The 1,165-nt window shown below is 69.4% G+C and carries 2 protein-coding genes; both read right to left on the reverse strand.

What is annotated here, in order from left to right; all coding sequences use genetic code 11:
* On the reverse strand, positions 1–198 hold a 198-nt coding region (locus MKK52_RS17325), incomplete at its 3' end, for a sugar phosphate nucleotidyltransferase (RefSeq protein WP_243955899.1).
* Between the two features lie 85 nt (positions 199–283).
* The coding region (rfbB, locus tag MKK52_RS17330) for a dTDP-glucose 4,6-dehydratase (protein ID WP_243955901.1) at positions 284–1,165 on the reverse strand (882 nt) is incomplete at its 5' end.

Genomic DNA, 1,165 nt, shown 5'->3' on the forward strand with positions numbered 1-1,165 from the left:
GCCGAACAGGCGCTTGTAATTGTCCAGGTGCTCCGGCGACGAGATGATCAGGATCTCGCGGATGCCGGCCAGCATCAGCACCGAGACCGGGTAGTAGATCATCGGCTTGTCGTAGACGGGCAGGAGCTGCTTGTTGATCGACAGGGTCGCCGGGTGGAGCCGCGTGCCGGAGCCTCCGGCGAGGATGATGCCCTTCATCGGATGGGTCCTTGCTCTTTAGCGGCTCAGGCCCGGACCGGTCCGGCCAGCCTGTCCAGGCTATCGTCCAGGACGAGGATGTCCATCAGCCGGCGAGCCCGAGGCGTTCGCCCTGATAGCGGCCCTCGCGGATCGGGCGCCACCACGCCTCGTTGGCGAGGTACCACGCCACCGTCTCTTCCAGGGCCGCCTCGAAGGTCTTCTGCGGCGCCCAGCCGAGTTCGGCCTCCGCCTTGCTGCAGTCGATGGCGTAGCGCCGGTCGTGGCCCGGCCGGTCGGCGACGAAGGTGATCAGCCGCTCGTGCGGCCCGGCCTCCGGGCGCAGCCGGTCGAAGGCGGCGCACAGGCCCTTCACCACGGCGAGGTTGTTGCGCACGGCGCGCCCGCCAAGGAGGTAGGTCTCGCCGATCCGCCCCCGCTCCAGCACGGCGACGAGGCCCTTGGCGTGGTCCTCGACATGGATCCAGTCGCGCTCGTTCAGGCCGTCGCCGTAGACGGGCAGGTTCCTGCCCTCCAGGGCGTTGAGGATCATCAGCGGGATCAGCTTCTCGGGGAAGTGACGCGGCCCGTAATTGTTCGAGCAGTTCGTCACCAGCACCGGCAGGCCGTAGGTCTCGTGCCACGCGCGGGCGAGGTGGTCGGAGGCGGCCTTCGAGGCCGAGTAGGGCGAGCGCGGGTCGTAGCGGCTGTCCTCCGTGAAGAAGCCCCCCGGCGGCAGCGAGCCGTAGACCTCGTCGGTGGAGACGTGGAGGAAGCGGAAGCCCTCGCGATCCGTGCCGGTCAGGCCGTCGTAGCGCTCGCGCGCCGCGTCGAGCATCGTCTGCGTGCCGATGACGTTGGTGCGCACGAAGGCGCCGGGATCGGTGATCGAGCGGTCGACATGGCTCTCGGCGGCCAGATGCATCACCGCCTGCGGCTGGAAGTCCGCGAAGGCGGCCCGCACCGCGTCGCGGTCGCAGATGTCGGC

The sequence above is a fragment of the Methylobacterium sp. J-067 genome (assembly GCF_022829465.1).
Taxonomy (GTDB): Bacteria; Pseudomonadota; Alphaproteobacteria; order Rhizobiales; family Beijerinckiaceae; genus Methylobacterium; species Methylobacterium litchii.